Source organism: Myroides sp. ZB35 (genome assembly GCF_001865835.1).
In the GTDB taxonomy this organism is placed as follows: domain Bacteria; phylum Bacteroidota; class Bacteroidia; order Flavobacteriales; family Flavobacteriaceae; genus Flavobacterium; species Flavobacterium odoratimimum.
The window spans coordinates 2,702,764-2,718,221 of record NZ_CP017769.1 but is presented as its reverse complement, the minus strand read 5'-3'; the positions used below and the strand labels follow the sequence as shown (position 1 = coordinate 2,718,221).

The window sequence follows — 15,458 nt, the reverse complement described above, 5'->3', positions numbered from 1 at the left end:
AAATTAAGATAGAGTAGTCTCTATTGGTTCTGCTTTAGTTTCTTGAGAAAAGCCTTGACGTGTCATTTCTCCCCATTTAAAATTCTTTTTAGTCATAAACTGCCAGTATCCTCTAAGGCTAAAAAACACAATGAAAGGATGATAAAAAATAGCTTCAAAAGCAGATAAGAAAATAAGTTTTAGGTAATCTATATAGGAGTCGTACTGTTTCTTGACAATAACATCAAAAGAAATAGATACTAGAGACATCGTCGCCCCTACCATGTAAACAAACAATAACATTAGCCAGAAAGTCTCTAGGTTTACCTGATCTGTAAAAAATAGAAAGATTAGAAACGCTATTCCTATCAGCTCTACGATAGGTGCCATAAATTCAAATAATAAGGCATACGGCATAACTAATAACCCAAGTCTTCCATATTTAGGATTAAGCATTAATCTTCTGTGTACTATAAAAATCTGCAACAATCCTCGTCCCCATCTAGTACGCTGTCTACCGAGTACTTTAAGATTAGGTGGGCCTTCTGTCCAACAGCATGTATCAGCAATCTGTTCGATACGGTATTCTTTCTTCTGGTCACACATATAAGCGATCATTCTAAAAGTCATATCCATATCTTCTGCATGAGAAGAAGAGTCATACCCCCCTGCTTCTACTACAATATTTCTATCAAAAAGTCCAAAACCACCAGATACATTAGGAATCAAGTTAAAACTAGACCATCCCATTTTTGCCAATAAATACGAACGAAGATATTCTGTCTCCTGAAATAAGGGGATTAAACGATTAGGTGCTTTTACTTTAACAATCTGACCATCTTTTACCTCACACCCATTAGCCATTCTCATGGTAGCCCCTACTGCTATAACAGGAACTTTAGAATCTAGTACAGGTAATATGATTTTGGTTAGGGTGTCCTTACTTAAAATACAATCGACATCTGTATTGATAAAATAATCATATTGAGCAACATTAATACCAGCATTCATAGCGTCTGCTTTAGTACCTCCATTCTCTTTATCTACTACTGTTAGTCGCTTATAGTCTGGGTTAGTAGATTTAAAAATACGTTTGACAGGCTTACTTCTAACCTTCTGAATATAAGGGTAAGGAACTTCATGTAGATCAAAATTGTCAACAAGTAATTCTAAAGTTTGATCTTTACTTCCGTCATTCACAATGATTACCTCAAAATTAGGGTAATCTAGATTTAAAAGAGATTGAACATTAGCAATAATAATTACCTCTTCATTATAAGCAGGTGCTACTACTGAAATAGCAGGTGCTATCTCTGGATGTGTTCTTAAAGTATGTTCTTCTCTAGCCGTATATTTTACTTTATTTTTAATAATCTTAAAGTATCCAAATACTGCTAAAAAGAAGTAAATTAACGTAATTAAACAAGCGTAAAAATAAACTAGGTATTGATAAAAATAGAATAATTCTTCCATATTAATTTTAGTAAGGTTGTGGGGATTAAGCCAATATTCTGCACTCTCTAAAAGCTAAAAAGAAGACAGTCATTCAAATCATCTTCTTCTAGTCTATTGTACAAATAAAATCACAAAGGCGATTAATAAAAAAGTACTTAACCAGTTAGAGGTATATTAACAAGTATATTGCTTCCTAGCGCAACTCAACATACCCAATGATCTGTCTTTCAAAATCAGTAATTGCTTGTTCTTTAATTTTATTATAGGTCACTTTACTCTTATCTAAAAGATAAAGTGTAGAAAGAATATTTACTAACAACTCTTTATTCTCAGTTTCATAATACAACTTTTCTAAAAATGACAAAGCGTCTATACCTCCAATTTTACCAAAGGCAATAACAATTTCATTTTGAATAAGTTGTTCTACATAACTAAACTCCTCTATAAACACAGATATAGCATCTCGATAAGCAAAGTCACCCAATGCTTCTACAATTGCTTTCTTTACCACTGTTGAATTAGTCTGTTTATACAACCTCAACAAATCAGCTGCACTCTCTACTTGTTTAAAGAAAGCTATTTCATAGATCAAGAAGGCTTGATACTTATCATTCTTCGCTACATTCACCCATCTCATTAACAATGGCAAAGGTCTAGTAGATGCTCTTTTCACTAAAGAAGTATGAATACGAACTTCATCAAAAGCATTAAAATCACGATCAAAGTCATTCTCTAAAAACTTAAAAGAATCATGAGACGAAAACTTCATAAAAATGCTCTTTGCATGCTTTCTAATATGTGTATTCTCTGAGTACAATTTCTGAGCAATAGCAGTACCTGATACATTGTCTCCCAAATGCTCTAGCATTCTAAGAGAATGTACGCTCTTCTTATTTACCTTACTCTTTAAACGGTTCTCCCAATAGTTAGGTAAATCTAGAGCTTTAAGAATCTCGTTATAATTATTAGTGTTGTACTCCATTTCCTTTTTTGATTAGATTCACTAATAAGTCTGTTATACAAGCTTTCTCCCAATTCTTAAGCTCATTATTTTCTAAGCCTAAACTCTGTAGTACTTGATTAGATGAAATGTTTTCTTTAGTTTGTAATAAAGCATAAAGAGGTTCTTCATATTTTTCTTTAACTTTAGAGTATCGCTGCTTCTCTACTTTATTTCTATAAGCAACAGCGCCAATTCTCAATAAAGAATAAATATAAACTCCCCCAAGTAGCATAGTTAAAAAAACAGTTAGCCTTACTACTGGGGAAAAGCTCTCAAAATGTGAGCTTAAATAGTAAAAGTAATACAAGAGTGTATCCATAGCTATAATATTTTTATTTCTACAAAGTTTTACCTTTATATTGAATTACAACTACCCAATACTTTTATGTTTGACGCAATAAACTACTCAAAAACTAACTCTTTTACGTAAAACATAAACACCATAAACACCTAAAAACAAACTAGTTAAGCAATTATAAAGCTATATACTGATAAATATCAATTTAAATAATAACTAGTCTTTCGTATATTGCTTTATGAAACATCTAAACTGTACGTTTAAAAAATGAAACGCCCTACTCAAAAGGCTAAATCAGTTTTCTAATACTTAATGATAACTACAATTAAAACGGGCCCTAATTTTATAGTTTAGACACTTATATACAATAGATACACTGCATTCCAATACAGTAGAAGTCCTTCTCCATATTTTATAAAAAAGAATGTTTCATTTTCTCATACTCTTGTAAACATTATTCATTCTACTATAATTATTATGTTTTCTTTATCTATGTCTCCTACCCGTTATGGTGAGTAGTAATCTTCCTTTAAGATTGACTTAAAAAGACAAAAACTAGACTTTAATAGTCTTCTATAATTAAACATTCTGCATAAGTTACTAACTAACAAATACTAACAGAGATGTTTTATTTTATCCGTTAGTAATCGTTAAAACTATCATTAACCATACTCTATGTGTTTTTAACTATTTTAATTGGTTTTTAGGAGTTAGTTTTAATAAGAACTACACTTATACATGTTTTAGCCTAAAACATCCCGTACGAACTTACTATAAGGTAAAAAAGCTAACTACCTTTTATGAGGCCATTTAACTATTAAATGATGATCACTCTTGAAATCAAAAAACACGTTATACAGCACTAGATTAACTACAACAAAAAAAGGTGCCCTAAAAGGACACCTCTATATACTTAATAAGGAAAAATTCTTATTCTTCGTGGAAAGCTAACACAGGAACATAGTTGTGGTAACTTAATTTCTTAGTCATACTACTTGTAAATAGTTTTTCGAAGAAACCTCTATTTCTTTTTACTGAAACTAAAAGGTCAATATTCTCTTCGTCTAAGAAATCAAATACTGCTTTTTCTACATCACTGCTTTCTACAATATAGAATTTCACATTGTCATTTTTAAAGTTCTCTTTCCAACTATTAATTACAGCAGGATCTGCTTTATCTTTTGCAGTTGCAACGTGAATACATTTTACAGTTGCATTAAACCCTTTAGCCATTTGAACAATAGTCTCTAAAGTAGTTTTATCTTGTGAACTGAACAAAGTTGTAAATGCAATAGAATTAATTCCATCAAAAATAGCATCATGAGGAATGCTCAACACAGGAATTCCTAAAGAACCAATTGCATTAGCTGTATTAGAACCTAAGATTTTTTTATCTAATCCTGAGTTACCATTTGTTCCCATCACTACTAAATCAATCTCTTCTTCTTTAACTCTTTTCTTTAAGATAGTATTCAAGAAACCTTCTTCTAAAATGAAGTGCATTGGAACATGGTCTAAGTTATGCTGTTTTGCTATATCTCTAATTTGAGGTACTTGATCTTTGAAATTTTCAAAATTGCTCAACTCAATAGATTTATATACATCCTGTACCATTACAGGATTAGCTGTTGCAGAAATCACAGGCATCTCATAAGCATGTAGTACAAAAAGAGTTGCATTTTGGTTTTCTGCCATTCTTAACGCATATACTAGAGCATTGTTAGCTGTTTCTGAAAAATCTGTAGGGAATAGTATTTTTTTCATGGTATCCAATTGTTTTATTTGTATAAAGATATGAATAATCTTTATGTTTTTATAGTATTTTAAAGGCTAAAAGTTGTAAAATATGCGATATAGAGCTTAAATAGCATGTAAACACATACTTTTATACCTATTAGGTATAAATAGACAAATTAGGGCACTACTCTACCTTTAATTAGCCTTATAGTGATAAACATTTCGACTTAGATTATACAAGACTAACCACGCTAGTAGTAGCTATACAAAGAACTTCTTAACCCAATAGTAGACATCATTAGATTAAATGAATTAATAGTATCTTTGCCTCATATTTAGAAAAGATATGATATTACAAGATACTATTGTCGCTTTAGCTACTCCTTCAGGAGCAGGTGCTGTAGCTATAATAAGAGTTTCGGGTAAAGATGCAATTACACTAGTCAATGGCATTTTTAAATCGATCAAGAATAAAGATTTAACGACACAAAAAACACATACTTTACACTTAGGTCATATTGTAGATGGAGAGCGTGTATTGGATCAGGTATTAGTGTCTGTTTTTAAAGGACCTAATTCATACACAGGAGAGAATACAATTGAAATTTCTTGTCATGGTTCAACCTTTATTCAACAACAGATCATCCAATTATGTCTGCGCAAAGGTGCTAAAATGGCTCAAGCAGGAGAATTTACCATGCGTTCCTTCTTAAATGGAAAGCTAGACCTATCTCAAGCAGAAGCGGTAGCTGACTTAATTGCCTCTGACAATGAAGCAAGTCATCAAATCGCTATGCAACAAATGCGTGGAGGTTTCTCAAGTGAGATCGCTAAGCTTCGTGAACAATTATTGAACTTTGCTTCTCTTATTGAATTAGAGTTAGACTTCTCAGAAGAGGATGTTGAGTTTGCTGATCGTACACAGTTTAGAGAACTAATCGACCGTATAGAATTTGTTCTTAAACGTCTTATCGACTCTTTTGCTGTTGGTAATGTAATTAAGAATGGTATTCCTGTAGCTATCGTTGGAGAACCTAACGTAGGAAAATCTACTCTACTGAATGCTTTATTAAATGAAGAACGTGCTATTGTATCAGACATCGCTGGTACAACACGTGATACAATCGAAGATGAATTAGTAATAGATGGTATTGGATTTAGATTCATAGATACTGCTGGTATCCGCGAAACAAAAGATGTAGTAGAAAGTATCGGTATCCAAAAGACATTCGAAAAAATCGAAGCGGCTCAAGTTGTTATCTACCTAATAGATGGAGCTAAGCTAAATAGTAGTTCTCTTGATCAGGTTAAAGTTGAGTTAGAGAAACTAAAAAACAAATACCCTCTAAAACCACTTCTTGTAGTATGTAACAAGAGAGATTTGTTATCAGAGGAACAGATTGGTTTATACCAAGCAAATATCGACAACCTTATGCTGATGTCTGCAAAAGAAAATATGGGCGTAGAAGAACTAAAAGAGGCTCTATTAGGCTTCGTTAATACTGGTGCTCTACGCAATAATGAGACAATCGTAACGAATACTCGTCACTACGACTCCCTATTAAAAGCTCTAGAAGAAATCGAAAAGGTTAAGTGGGGACTTCAGACTAACTTATCTGCTGACTTAATGGCCATAGATATCCGCCAAGCATTATACTTCTTCGGTGAAATAACTGGACAAGTTACGAATGATGAATTATTAGGGAATATTTTTGCGAACTTTTGTATCGGTAAATAGAATCCCTTATAAACAAAGACTTTAAAGAGCGTTGTAGTACTTCACTACAACGCTTTTTCTATATAGAACAACTAATAAGTACACCTTCTAATTCATAATTAATGTATCCTACAGGACATAAATCTCTAGCATAAATAGGAGACGTTAAAAATAAATAAACTTTACACACATCTATATTACTGAGTTTATACCATTCACCTAAAACCTTACACTCTTTATAGTTTTGATGTAAAAATCTTTCGAGATAAATTATTTCTTTTCCATAATAATCACTTAAATCTGCCTCAACGGCAAATATATAATGTAATTCTAATGGACAACCAGTCTGTAATTCTCTTTTTCGCTTTTCTAAATCGTTAGTAATACCAATCTTATAAAATGAAGAATCTTTCGCTTTTAATAAATATAAAAAGCGTGGAACAATACCATATAATATATTTTTCTCTAAAGTTAAAGTAGCATCACTCTCGTTCACTACAGAATCTAAAAGATTCGCGATTTCTTGGTGATTCTGCTCTGTAAAATTAATCCTCATCTTAATTTTCTAAAAAGTAATAAGCTAATAATCATTATAACATACACAAATATAGGGAATAAACTATCATGTCTTTCTTTTCACTAGTAACGTATGTTTTACTTAGCTAAAAAAAGTGTATTTTAAGTACTTTTGATATCTAAGCTAATCTCTTATTCAAATGAAAACATATCTCATTAGATCAAATTATTGAAGAACAAATAGGCTCTATAGGTACGCAAAAGCGTGATTTATTTGAATCCAAGATTCAATTTGAATTAATTGGTTCAAAAATTAAAGCTTCCTTCAGATTCCAACTCACGATGGACACCCTTGCTGTCGGTTAACATTTCCTGCTGTAATGGCGTGTTCGGGACTTACACCCTAGAGTTATCGCCCATGCTGGGCACACATATAAAAAAGGGAAACTTTATAAGTCTCCCTTTTTACATTATCTTAATTGTTTTTAAGTGATGCCATATCAATTACAAAACGATACTTTACGTCTCCTTTTAATAAACGGTCATAAGCCTTATTGATATCCTGTATTTGAATTAATTCAATATCAGATGTAATATTGTGCTTACCACAGAAATCAAGCATTTCTTGTGTTTCTTTAATACCTCCAATTAGTGATCCTGAGAAACTAATTCTATTTAAAATCAAACTAAAAGCAGATACAGGAAGTGGATGCTCAGGAGCTCCCACAAGAGTTAAAGCACCATCTCTCTTAATTAGTGATAAATATGCATTTATATCATGTTGAGCAGAAACACAATCTAAAATAAAGTCTAAGGTTCTAGCATTGTTTTTCATTTGATTCTGATCTGTAGATAAAACAACATCATCAGCACCTAAGCGCTTTGCATCTTCTACTTTTGATTGAGAAGTTGTAATAACAACTACATAAGCTCCCATTGCCTTAGCTATCTTAACAGCCATATGTCCTAATCCTCCGATGCCAACAATCCCTACTTTTTTACCAGGACCTACATTGGCGTGTCTTAAAGGTGAAAAAGTTGTAATACCTGCACATAATAATGGTGCTGTTGCTGCTAAATCTAAATTATTAGGAACACTTAATACAAAGTCTTCATCCACTACAACACGCTCTGAATATCCTCCAAAAGTTTGCATATTTAAGTGCTTGTCATGACTATTATAGGTTTGAATATTATCATGTTCACAGTACTGTTCAAGGCCTTCTTTACAGCTATCACACTCGCGACAACTATCTACCATACATCCCACTCCAACTAAATCTCCTACTTTATATTTAGTAACTTCACTACCTACTTTTACTACCTTTCCTACAATCTCATGCCCAGGTACATTCGGATATTGTGTACCTCCCCACTCATTTCTAGCTGTGTGAAGATCCGAGTGACATACACCACAATATAAAATATCAATCTCCACATCTTTTGGTGTCACTTCTCTACGACTTATATTCATTTGTTTTAAATCCGCCTCAGGGGCTTGTGTACCAAATGCTTTTACATTTTTTGTATTCATTTTTTTCAAAATTTTTTAATTAATATAGCTTTAAAAGGTTTTTATAATTTTTGCAGGTATTCCCCCTACAATAGTATTGTCTGCAACATCTTTAGAAACTACTGCTCCTGCAGCTACAATAGCATTCTCGCCAATTGTTACCCCTGGTAATATCGTTGCATTTGCTCCAATCCATGCTCCTTTTTTAATATGAATTGGCGATGGTACTAGTGAACTTCTATCCTTAGGATTAACTGGATGCCCCTCAGATAACAAACTAACCTTAGGCGCAATAAGAACATTATCCTCTATTGTTATTCCTCCCAAATCAAGGAAAACACAATCAAAGTTGATAAAAACATTCTTTCCTAATTTTGTGTTCTTTCCATAATTAATATAAAAGGGAGTAAATATCTCTACTGTATCTTCTATTGGGAGATTTGTAATCTCACTTAGCAGTTTTCTTTTTTCAATGGGATCAAGACAGTTATTCAACTTGAGTACTAAATCTTTAGTGATATAACATTCCTCTGTTATTTTATTCCATTGAAGATCATCTGACTTGATAGTTTCTCCACTACGTAATCTTTTAAAAACATCATTATTATTCTCTAACATATACTTGATTTATTTTTGGTAAAATTAAAGCTGATAAAGAATAAAGGTTTTACTACAAAGCTCATTTTACATTACTCTCAAGCTCATTTTTTAATTTATACTTCAGTTGGAGAAACTCCATATTGCTTTTTAAAAGCTGTAGAAAAATGAGACGAGTTTTTAAAACCTACTTCTAAATAAATATCCTGAACTTTACCTCTTTCTTCTTTTAATTTTAAATAAGCTGTTTCTAATCGTTTTTGAATAATCCATTTTTGAGGTGTAAGATTACTTATCTTTTTAAAGTCTCTTTTAAAAGTAGCTAAACTTCGACCTGTATAAGAAGCAATCTCTTCTATACTTAATTCATCCATATAGTGGTCTTTTAGAAACTCTAAAATATCAATTTTCCAAGGCTGAGTAAAATCAAATAACAAAGGATAAAATAGCTCTGAGTTATTCAGTAAAGCATAAATCCCCTCTAGTAACTTTAAGTGCACCACATGTTCAGAAGGCTTTACTTTCTCATTGAAATAAGGGGTTAGTGATTCAAACAAACTTGTTATATCTACTTTTTGTTCAATAAGAAATACGTTCTTGTCTGATATAGTAATATCTTTAGGAAGATCACTCTTTTTTAATTTACTATAAAACTCCCTAAGTACATTTCGGTTAAAGGTTAGCGAAATCCCTTTATAGTTCTCTTTTCCTTTACTATTTTTATACATCGTTAACTGATGATTGCGTCTTATAAAAACACACTCTCCCGCATAAACTCTTATTTTCTTATTTCTATCTTCTATAATTTGCTCTCCTGAATATACATAAACAAGTATATGCTCTGGTGTGGCATGAATACACTTCTCATTGTTATCTGTATAACAAGAAAGAAATATACCTGAATAACTAATGGTTTGTAAAGCGTTACTTACTTTCATTTTTCTTTATTTTACTATTTATAAAGATACACAACATCCAATGAACTATTTTGTTGTAAAGCTCATTTATACTTTCTCAAAAGCTCATTTAATAATAAAAGCCACCTATTTGTTGAGGTAGCTTCTATTATTTTAATCCTATTTATTCTTATTAGTACTAAATTCAAACCCTGTTGTATAGTCTTCTTTTAAAATAAGGTAAGCATCATACTTCTTATCTGCTTTACTAATTAGTCCTTTTTGCAGTTTGGTTTCCCCTTGTTCAAGTAAATCAGCAATATCCTCAACTAAGAGTTTAACTCCACACACCTCTTTAAACAAGATCCAATTACAATCCGTATTTAAACATTTGACCACCTTCTCTCTTAGTTGAAGTGTATGTTGTTTACACTTTAGACAAGATAAATGATCTATTTCATTGCTTGATTTAATCGATAGAAGCTCATTTGTTATCTCTGAAGTATAATCTTCTATCTGCCTATGAAAATCTTCCATATCAGTTTTGTTCTCTTCAATGTCTTTAAAGGCTGATTCCCATTTAGCCGTTAATAAAACGTCCGAAATAAGTTTGTCTTTGACTATTTACAATTGTATCGGCAAGTAAAAAAACTAAAAGCGTTATACATCCTATAACGCTTTTATACCTCTTGCAATTCAAACATCATGCTGATCTGTTTATCTTTTAAGAAAGAAGGAGCAAATCGAAAAGCCATATTTCGAACAGAAGTAATTAATGGATTACTAAACTGGGATACTTGTCCCATACGCCAACTATCACGAACAATCTGAGATACTTTCTCACGGCGAATAGAAGTAAATTTATGAAAGGCTTCAACTAAAGAATGTTTCTCTAATAGTTTGCTGATAATATATACATCCTCTATGGCTTGACAAGCACCTTGTCCAAGATTTGGTGTAGTAGCATGAGCAGCATCTCCTATAATGCACACTTTATCCTTAGACCACTCCTGGATAAGAGGCAAATCATATATCTTATTTAAAAAGATATCAGCCTCAGCAGTCTGCATAATCATATCCTTAACTAACGGACTACAATCTTTAATAAGAACAGAAAGGTCTTGATTTTTAAGATATTTATCCTCGTTGACTAGAAAATACCAATACACCTGCTTTCCTTCAAGTTTGACAAAACCAAAGCGTTCTCCCCTTCCCCATCCTTCTAATGCAATATGGTCATAATCTGTAGATAAATCTATATTTAATACACCACGCCAACATACCTGCTTAGCATCTCTCAAAGGATAATCACCAAATATCTTTTGTCTCACTTGAGAGCGAATACCGTCAGCACCTACTACATATTCATGAGTTACAGTACTTCCATCTGTAAAACAAAGTGTATAAAGTCCTTCTGTATCCAAACTAACATCCTCTAAGCGCTTATTTAATACAATATGCTCCATTCCTACCTCTTCTAACAAAACATGGTGCAAATCGCTTCTATGTATTGCAATATTAACCAACTGATATTTCTGTTCAAAAGCAATCAAATCTGATTGTGTCAGTATATTCAAATTCATATCCGTTAATCTCACTTTAGAGATACGTGTACCTCTTTGAGTTAATTGATCAGATACGCCTAAGTGTCGATAAACCTGCATGGCATTATTAGCGATAGCAATCCCCGCTCCTACAGGTTTAATTTTCTCTGTAGACTCATAGATAACAAAAGGAATATTAGCCTTTTTTAAAGCTATTCCCATAGTCAGCCCAGCTATACCTGCTCCTATTATTGCTACTTTCATATCTTCCATAGTTGCTTATACTTTATCTAACGAATATACAAAAACACTACCTAATCCCCTCTAAACACACTTATAAAAAACAAAAGCACCGAAATAATTATCTCAGTGCTCTTATCTATCATTTACTTTTAATTCTTTGTTTCTGGTTGTTCCTTCACATACTTTGGTGGAACTGTAGAGTCTTCTCCATCTACCACTCTATTTACACTATAATGTGGAGCGACCATCTCAATATTATTTTCTGCAAAAACATCTTGTGCATGTTGACGCAAATCAGAATATACCTTTGCTGATAACTTCGCCTCTTTGATATATACATTCAATTGATAGTCAACATAAAAATCCCTAAACTGATCTTGTAAGATAAATGGTTTTTGACGTTTTAATACATGTTCTGTTCTATTTGCCACCTCGTATAGCATTTCATGAACCTTTTGCCATGGTACGTGATAACCAGCCCCTATTGTCAAATAAAGAATCAACCCATGCTCTTTAGCTGACTGCGTATAATTAACCGTTTGAGCGGACATAATATTAGAGTTCGGAATTGTGATTACCTCATTTTTAGGTGTCTTAATTCTCGTCACTAACGCTGTCTTTTCTAGCACATCTCCTGTAAATTCACCTAACTTAATTCTATCTCCTAATTTAAAAGGTCTCATATAGGTAATTACTAAACCTGCTACCAAGTTTCCTATAACAGAAGTAGACCCTAGAGATAACATAATACCTGCAAATACAGATACCCCTTGGAATATCTGAGAGTCAGAATTCGGCAGATAAGGAAATATCAGAATAAACATAAAAATAAACAACAGTCCACTAATCAGATTATAAGTCGGAAAAGCCCAATCAGGATAGAACCCTTTAATCGTAATTTTATTAGTAGCTATCTTTTCTGCTAAAGATCTAACAAACTTCTGTACATACTTAAATATTGCAACAATAACGATAATAGTAAACAGCTTGGGCATATAAGCCTTAATACTTTTTCCTACTGATTTTAAAGGAGTCAATACATATTCTAACAATTGATCAGAAATATGTTTTGTATAAGGAAATAATTTAAATATAGCTAACAACCCAATATATAAGAATATCAACACCACAATTAGCTTAATAACTTTCGCTATTGATATAGTTGTCAGCATAGCTCTTTGATCATCTATGATACCAAATATCCCTTTTATTTTCTTTCCTCTCTGTCTCCAGATAGCCACTTTACAGCGTCTATAAACATATCGTATCCCTTTGAGGATAAAATACTCTACAATGATAATAGCTATTGTCCCTGCTACTTGTATTAAGATTTGCTGCCAACTCGTATTGTGTTGTTGTAATTCTACAGCAGAGATTATCTGTTTTTTATAGTACTGTGCAGCTTCTAATTTACTTTTGCTTTCTTGTGCAGCTTGTATACTATCCACACTCATCAGTATCTCATTTTGATACATCAGATTAAGATAGTTTCCAGTATCCGCTAATTTGATAGAATCTCCTTCGAATAAATAATCCTCAGCTAACATAGCGATCTTCCCTTCTATTGATTTAGCACGTTGCTTAGAAGTAAAAGAACCTATATTACCATAAACATTAAATAAAGTATCATTAAAGTTAATCACTGGTGTTTTCTCCATCACTACGACAACAGTGCGAACAGTCTCAACTGGTTCAGGAATTTTAGAAGAGGGCTTCTTATTTTTAGCCCAAGTAGACCCACCCATAATAAGGGCTGTCAATAGTATAAACAAACGAATGTTCATCATATAAAATCGCATAAAAACAATCTATAAAAGTTGAAGTAAATTTAACTTTTAAAATAACAAAAACTATACCGTACCTAAAATATTGTTTTCTTTATTTTAATAGCGGAAAGAGTACTCCTAACAAAAAAGTTAACTGAACAAAAAAAGGATGCTCTGCGGCATCCTTACTAGTATGTCTATATACACTTATTTATTCTTTTTTCTCTTTAGAAATTAATTTGACTAACACATATTCAAAATTACTATCCATTAACTCTTTATTGTGAGTTCTTGTAATATCTAATACGTACGTATATCCTTCTTCATATTTAAATCCTTCTATAGATGGTGTATAATCTAAGATCTCACCAGACATGGTATATAATATTAAATGTTCCACATCTTGTCCTTTAAAAGGCTCTATGGGTTTCATCAGGGTATAAGACTCTACTTTTACACGCTTATTTTCTCTTGTGATAGACGAATTATCATCACTACTACAAGCTACTAAAAAGCTCATCAATAAAGTTCAAATCGCAAAATACTGTACTATTTTCTTTAATTTCATTTTTTAATAATTAGTTGATTGGGTTTCGGCTAAAATAAACAATTTAATAAAGAATAGGATTCTTTATTTTTACACAGCATAATTCAGAATAACAATGAAGTTCGAACAACAGTATAGTCTAGACAAACATATAAAAGAGTACCAAAGTGGAAAGAAATCAAAGTACATCTTCTTTTGGGGGCATCAAAAAAGCAAAAGTGGAGAGATTACAGCAGCGTGCTTTAGCCAATGGTGGCCTAGTCGATTTGAGGTCAATGGACAGTCTTATGCTTCTACAGAACATTGGATGATGGCACAAAAAGCTTTGTTATTCAATGATCAAGAAATCTATAAACGCATTATGAATGCCAAAAGTCCTATGGAGATGAAAGCCCTAGGAAGAGAAGTACGCGGATTTAGAGAAGATATATGGATAGCTAATCGTTATCGTATCGTGGTAGAAGGTAACTATCATAAGTTTACTCAAAACAAAGAACTTCAAACCTTTCTAATCAATACTAAAAAAAGAGTACTAGTAGAAGCTAGTCCAGTAGATACGATATGGGGAGTAGGATTAGCAGCAGATAATGAAAAAATAAATATTCCTGTCAAATGGAATGGATTGAACTTACTCGGTTTTGCCTTAATGGAAGTAAGAGAGATGATAATGAATAAATAAAATAACAAAGGATGCTGATACAGCATCCTTTGTTATTAATACCTCCACGCCAAAATGCGGCTTATCTTATTCCCTTGTTCCATATTTATAATACGAACCTCTTTAGTTTCACTTCGTTTTAATAGTGATTGCAGAGGTTTAAGGTTATCTTTATTAGACACTAAAGTGGTGAACCATACTGCCTGTCTTTTAAAATGCTTACTCTCATAAATGTAATTAGTGATAAAGGCAAGTTCTCCACCATCACACCACAACTCATTGTTCTGCCCACTGAAGTTCTGTACTGGTTTACCCACCACTTCTTTACCTAGGTTTCTCAACTTCTGTGTTGTCTTCGCCAACACCTCAGCTCTTGACTTAAAGAAAGGAGGGTTACAAATCACCACATCGAAATACTCTTTCTCTCCTATTATATTCTTTAATATATTTCGCTTAGTAGGTTGCTGACGGATACTGATATGACTCTTTAGATGAGGGTTGTGCTCTACGATATGACTAGCTGTCTTTACAGACACTACATCTACTTCAGACCCCACAAATTCCCATCCATACTCAGCCACACCTATAATAGGATATATCACATTAGCTCCTATTCCAAGATCTAATATCTTTACTCCCTTTCCTGTAGGTACTTTTCCATTGTTCCCCTCTGCCAGTAGATCTGCTATATAGTGGATATAATCAGCTCTCCCAGGGATAGGTGGACATAGATTCGTCTTAGGCATTTCCCAATACGTCATCTTATAGTCCTTCATCAGTATGGCTTTATTCAATAAAACCACTGCTTCAGGTTTTGCAAAGTCAATTGTATCTACCCCTGACGGGTTCTTGATAATAAAAGTTGCCAACTCAGGCACCACTTGTTTTAACTTATCAAAGTCATATAAATCCTGATGTTTATTACGTGGGTGTAGTTTCTTCTGCGTTTTCTTTGCTTCTTTCATTATCTTTATATTTCATGCAAAATT

General features: G+C 32.6%; 15 protein-coding genes. 2 read left to right on the top strand and 13 right to left on the bottom strand.

What is annotated here, in order from left to right; all coding sequences use genetic code 11:
* Positions 1–3 precede the first annotated feature (3 nt).
* The 4 genes from BK054_RS12090 to BK054_RS12075 all read right to left on the bottom strand — a co-directional run bounded on the left by BK054_RS12090 (position 4) and on the right by BK054_RS12075 (position 4,499).
* Entirely contained in the window at positions 4–1,452 is a 1,449-nt protein-coding gene (locus BK054_RS12090) for a glycosyltransferase family 2 protein (RefSeq protein WP_006263355.1), read from the bottom strand.
* A gap of 175 nt (positions 1,453–1,627) precedes the next feature.
* On the bottom strand, positions 1,628–2,416 hold the full coding sequence (locus BK054_RS12085; RefSeq protein ID WP_071307310.1) for a HEAT repeat domain-containing protein: 789 nt from the start codon (positions 2,414–2,416) through the stop codon (positions 1,628–1,630).
* A complete protein-coding gene (locus BK054_RS12080; protein ID WP_225581900.1) occupies positions 2,400–2,669 on the bottom strand; it encodes a hypothetical protein in 270 nt (89 codons plus the stop codon). Before BK054_RS12080 ends, BK054_RS12085 begins: the two co-directional genes overlap by 17 nt.
* A gap of 996 nt (positions 2,670–3,665) precedes the next feature.
* Positions 3,666–4,499: a universal stress protein gene (locus tag BK054_RS12075; RefSeq protein ID WP_006259235.1), complete on the bottom strand. Its 834-nt coding sequence runs from the start codon at positions 4,497–4,499 to the stop codon at positions 3,666–3,668.
* Between the two features lie 319 nt (positions 4,500–4,818).
* Here BK054_RS12075 and mnmE point away from each other — a divergent pair, with 319 nt between their 5' ends.
* Positions 4,819–6,210, top strand: coding sequence for a tRNA uridine-5-carboxymethylaminomethyl(34) synthesis GTPase MnmE (mnmE, locus tag BK054_RS12070; RefSeq protein WP_071307309.1), 1,392 nt, complete (start codon positions 4,819–4,821; stop codon positions 6,208–6,210).
* Positions 6,211–6,268: 58 nt separating this feature from the next.
* On the opposite strand, the gene BK054_RS12065 is transcribed toward mnmE, so the two are convergent.
* The 8 genes from BK054_RS12065 to BK054_RS12030 form a co-directional block, all read right to left on the bottom strand.
* Positions 6,269–6,745, bottom strand: a complete 477-nt coding sequence (locus BK054_RS12065) for a GIY-YIG nuclease family protein (protein ID WP_071307308.1) — start codon at positions 6,743–6,745, stop codon at positions 6,269–6,271.
* 435 nt (positions 6,746–7,180) lie between these two features.
* Positions 7,181–8,239, bottom strand: a complete 1,059-nt coding sequence (locus BK054_RS12060; protein WP_071307307.1) for an NAD(P)-dependent alcohol dehydrogenase — start codon at positions 8,237–8,239, stop codon at positions 7,181–7,183.
* 30 nt (positions 8,240–8,269) lie between these two features.
* Positions 8,270–8,836, bottom strand: a complete 567-nt coding sequence (locus BK054_RS12055; RefSeq protein WP_006259239.1) for a sugar O-acetyltransferase — start codon at positions 8,834–8,836, stop codon at positions 8,270–8,272.
* A 95-nt stretch (positions 8,837–8,931) separates the two neighbouring features.
* Positions 8,932–9,753, bottom strand: coding sequence for a helix-turn-helix domain-containing protein (locus BK054_RS12050; RefSeq protein WP_071307306.1), 822 nt, complete (start codon positions 9,751–9,753; stop codon positions 8,932–8,934).
* 138 nt (positions 9,754–9,891) lie between these two features.
* Complete coding sequence (locus BK054_RS12045) at positions 9,892–10,248, bottom strand: topoisomerase C-terminal repeat-containing protein (RefSeq protein WP_071307305.1); 357 nt, start codon at positions 10,246–10,248, stop codon at positions 9,892–9,894.
* 143 nt (positions 10,249–10,391) lie between these two features.
* On the bottom strand, positions 10,392–11,519 hold the full coding sequence (locus BK054_RS12040) for an FAD-dependent monooxygenase (protein WP_232234269.1): 1,128 nt from the start codon (positions 11,517–11,519) through the stop codon (positions 10,392–10,394).
* A 128-nt stretch (positions 11,520–11,647) separates the two neighbouring features.
* Positions 11,648–13,297, bottom strand: coding sequence for a mechanosensitive ion channel family protein (locus tag BK054_RS12035; RefSeq protein ID WP_039329196.1), 1,650 nt, complete (start codon positions 13,295–13,297; stop codon positions 11,648–11,650).
* A gap of 178 nt (positions 13,298–13,475) precedes the next feature.
* Positions 13,476–13,784 carry a DUF4377 domain-containing protein gene (locus BK054_RS12030; protein ID WP_006259244.1) on the bottom strand — a complete coding sequence of 103 codons (309 nt, stop codon included), beginning with the start codon at positions 13,782–13,784 and terminating at the stop codon, positions 13,476–13,478.
* Positions 13,785–13,926: 142 nt separating this feature from the next.
* Between BK054_RS12030 and BK054_RS12025 the strand changes: the two genes are divergently transcribed.
* The gene (locus BK054_RS12025; RefSeq protein WP_006259245.1) at positions 13,927–14,490 is read left to right on the top strand and encodes an NADAR family protein; all 564 of its coding nucleotides are present in this window, start codon (positions 13,927–13,929) and stop codon (positions 14,488–14,490) included.
* Between the two features lie 35 nt (positions 14,491–14,525).
* Here the strand turns inward: BK054_RS12025 and rlmF are convergent, their stop codons facing one another.
* The gene (gene rlmF / locus BK054_RS12020) at positions 14,526–15,434 is read right to left on the bottom strand and encodes a 23S rRNA (adenine(1618)-N(6))-methyltransferase RlmF (RefSeq protein ID WP_006259246.1); all 909 of its coding nucleotides are present in this window, start codon (positions 15,432–15,434) and stop codon (positions 14,526–14,528) included.
* Positions 15,435–15,458: the final 24 nt, after the last annotated feature.

Excerpts from the sequence above, each read along its gene's own strand:
- BK054_RS12060 (WP_071307307.1), bottom strand. The coding sequence starts at position 8,239 with ATGAATACAAAAAATGTAAAAGCATTTGGTACACAAGCCCCTGAGGCG.
- BK054_RS12035 (WP_039329196.1), bottom strand. The coding sequence starts at position 13,297 with ATGCGATTTTATATGATGAACATTCGTTTGTTTATACTATTGACAGCC.
- BK054_RS12085 (WP_071307310.1), bottom strand. The coding sequence starts at position 2,416 with ATGGAGTACAACACTAATAATTATAACGAGATTCTTAAAGCTCTAGAT.
- BK054_RS12025 (WP_006259245.1), top strand. The coding sequence starts at position 13,927 with ATGAAGTTCGAACAACAGTATAGTCTAGACAAACATATAAAAGAGTAC.
- BK054_RS12090 (WP_006263355.1), bottom strand. The coding sequence starts at position 1,452 with ATGGAAGAATTATTCTATTTTTATCAATACCTAGTTTATTTTTACGCT.
- BK054_RS12030 (WP_006259244.1), bottom strand. The coding sequence starts at position 13,784 with ATGAGCTTTTTAGTAGCTTGTAGTAGTGATGATAATTCGTCTATCACA.
- mnmE (WP_071307309.1), top strand. The coding sequence starts at position 4,819 with ATGATATTACAAGATACTATTGTCGCTTTAGCTACTCCTTCAGGAGCA.
- BK054_RS12040 (WP_232234269.1), bottom strand. The coding sequence starts at position 11,519 with ATGAAAGTAGCAATAATAGGAGCAGGTATAGCTGGGCTGACTATGGGA.
- BK054_RS12045 (WP_071307305.1), bottom strand. The coding sequence starts at position 10,248 with ATGGAAGATTTTCATAGGCAGATAGAAGATTATACTTCAGAGATAACA.
- BK054_RS12050 (WP_071307306.1), bottom strand. The coding sequence starts at position 9,753 with ATGAAAGTAAGTAACGCTTTACAAACCATTAGTTATTCAGGTATATTT.
- rlmF (WP_006259246.1), bottom strand. The coding sequence starts at position 15,434 with ATGAAAGAAGCAAAGAAAACGCAGAAGAAACTACACCCACGTAATAAA.
- BK054_RS12080 (WP_225581900.1), bottom strand. The coding sequence starts at position 2,669 with ATGCTACTTGGGGGAGTTTATATTTATTCTTTATTGAGAATTGGCGCT.
- BK054_RS12065 (WP_071307308.1), bottom strand. The coding sequence starts at position 6,745 with ATGAGGATTAATTTTACAGAGCAGAATCACCAAGAAATCGCGAATCTT.
- BK054_RS12055 (WP_006259239.1), bottom strand. The coding sequence starts at position 8,836 with ATGTTAGAGAATAATAATGATGTTTTTAAAAGATTACGTAGTGGAGAA.
- BK054_RS12075 (WP_006259235.1), bottom strand. The coding sequence starts at position 4,499 with ATGAAAAAAATACTATTCCCTACAGATTTTTCAGAAACAGCTAACAAT.